Source organism: Lichenibacterium ramalinae (assembly GCF_004137085.1).
Lineage (GTDB): Bacteria > Pseudomonadota > Alphaproteobacteria > Rhizobiales > Beijerinckiaceae > Lichenihabitans > Lichenihabitans ramalinae.
The window spans coordinates 1-2,232 of record NZ_QYBC01000058.1; the positions used below are offsets into that span (position 1 = coordinate 1).

The 2,232-nt window shown below is 68.8% G+C and carries 2 protein-coding genes; both read left to right on the forward strand.

All coding sequences use genetic code 11. The features are described from left to right. Window positions 1-75 precede the first annotated feature (75 nt). Window positions 76-1,386, forward strand: a complete 1,311-nt coding sequence (istA, locus tag D3272_RS26975) for an IS21 family transposase (RefSeq protein WP_428978029.1) — start codon at window positions 76-78, stop codon at window positions 1,384-1,386. Next, window positions 1,380-2,174, forward strand: a complete 795-nt coding sequence (gene istB, locus D3272_RS26980) for an IS21-like element helper ATPase IstB (RefSeq protein ID WP_428978030.1) — start codon at window positions 1,380-1,382, stop codon at window positions 2,172-2,174. The genes istA and istB overlap by 7 nt, the downstream gene beginning before the upstream one ends. Window positions 2,175-2,232: the final 58 nt, after the last annotated feature.

A 2,232-nucleotide genomic window follows, 5' to 3' on the forward strand; every position in this document is an offset into this window, starting at 1 on the left:
TGTCAGGCGCCACGGTAAACCCATCCGGCGGCGCCACGAGGAACCCATCCCCCCTGCGTAGCAGGGAGTGCAGCGATGACCGATATTTCGATGAACTCTCCACCCGGGATCGACGGGCGGAGACAGCGGATGAGAACGCCGGACGAGGTGGTGGCGATCCTGCGGTTGCACGATCAGGGATGGGGCACGCGGCGGATCGCGCGGGAAATCGGGTGCGATCGTGAGACGGTGAAGCGCTACCTGGCCTCCGGCCGGTGGGCGAGCTGCCGGGTTGCGAAGCGTCCTGGGATGCTGGACGAGCATGCCGGCTGGATTGCCGAGCGCTTCACGCGGCACCACGGCAATGCCGACGTGGTGCGCCAGGACTTGGCTTCGGAGCTGGGCATCGTGGCCAGCCTGCGGACCGTCGAGCGCGCGGTGTGTCACCTGCGGCGCGAACTCACCGCGGCGACGTTGGCGACGGTGAGGTTCGAGACGCCGCCGGGCCGTCAGCTGCAGATCGATTTCGGCCAGCGCCGGATCGTGCTGGAGGACGGGGAGGTCGACAAGGTCTTCCTGTTTGTGGCGACGCTCGGCTACTCGCGACGGATCTATGTCCAGGCCTTCCGGCACGAGCGACAGTCGGCCTGGCTTGAGGGCATCGAAGGCGCATTTCGCCACTTCGGCGGCCTGCCGGGCGAGTTGCTGCTCGACAACGCCGCCGCGCTGGTCCGGCACCACGACGCTGCCACGCGCGAGGTAGAATTCAACGATCGTTTCCATGCCTTCGCCCGGTACTGGTCGGTGCGACTGGTGGCCTGCGCACCCTACCGCGCCCGTACCAAGGGGAAGGACGAGCGCGGCGTGGGCTATGTGAAGCACAATGCCATCGCGGGCCGGCGCTTCGCATCCTTCGGGGCGCTGGAGGCCCACCTGGCCCGGTGGATGCGCGAGGTGGCCGACGTTCGGGTGCACGGCACGACGGGTGAGCCGCCGGTCGTGAGGTTCGAACGGGACGAGGCCGCCGTGCTTCGCCCGTTGATCGGCCGCCCGTCGTTCCGGCAGATGCGCGAGGTGAGCCGGCAGGTGCAGAGCGACGCCTGCGTGAACCTCGACACCAACCACTACAGCGTGCCGTGGCGGCTGATCGGCGCGCAGGTCACCGTCGAAGTGGGCGACGGCCAGGTGCGGATCTCTCACGCTGGCGTCGAGGTAGCCTGCCACGATCTGCGCCTCGGGCGTCGGGAGCGTGCCGTCGATCGGGCCCACCTTCACGGCGTCGTGCCGGAAGAGCGGGAGAAGCCCGGCCCGGTCGAGGCCGATCCGGCGATCGCCGTCGCGCCACCCGAGATCGCGCTGCTGCGGTCCCTGGTCGAATACGAGCAGCTCGCAGGAGGTGGCTGGTGAGCGCCGGCGTGGACGCGCTGCCCGACATGCTGACCCGCCTGAAGCTGACGGCGATGCGCGACCGGCTCGACGGGCTGCTGGACGAGGCGGCCCGGTGTGACCTGTCGCTGCGCGAGACGCTGGCGCTGCTGTGCGGGGCGGAGGTGGCGCACCGCGATGAGCGACGCATCCAGATGGACACCGCCATCGCCAAATTTCCTCACCAGCGCACGCTGGAGGCCTTCGACTTCGCGGCCCAGCCTTCGCTCGACCCCAAGCAGGTTCGGGACCTCGCGGCCTGCCGCTGGGTGGCCAACGGCGACGCGCTGCTGATCCAGGGGCCGCCGGGCGTCGGCAAGAGCCACCTCGCCATCGCGCTCGGGCGTGAAGCGATCCGGCATGGCTACTCGGTGCTGTTCACCTCCGCGACCGCCCTGGTGACGACGCTGGTGAAGGGACATTCGGAGGGGAAGCTGGAGCAGCGGCTGTCACAGCTGAGCAAGCCGAGGCTGCTGATCCTCGACGAATTCGGCTACCTGCCGTTCGAGCCCGCCGCGGCGCACCTGCTGTTCCAGCTCATCAGCCGTCGCTACGAGCGCGGCAGCATCCTGATCACCTCCAACCGCGTCGTCAGCGACTGGGGAACCGTGCTGGGCGACCACGTCGTCGCCACCGCCATCCTGGACCGCCTCCTCCATCACAGCCACGTGCTCACCATCCGCGGTGACAGCTATCGGTTGCGCGAGAAGAGGCGTTCGGGGCTGATCAAAGCGACACCCGTGCCGGCTCAGGCCGGGGCGTCAGAATAGCAGGGGGTGGATGGGTTTCTCGTGGCGCCACCGGATGGGTTCCTGATGTCGTTTGACA

Coding starts and splice junctions, on each gene's coding strand:
- istA (WP_428978029.1), top strand. CDS start 76: ATGACCGATATTTCGATGAACTCTCCACCCGGGATCGACGGGCGGAGA.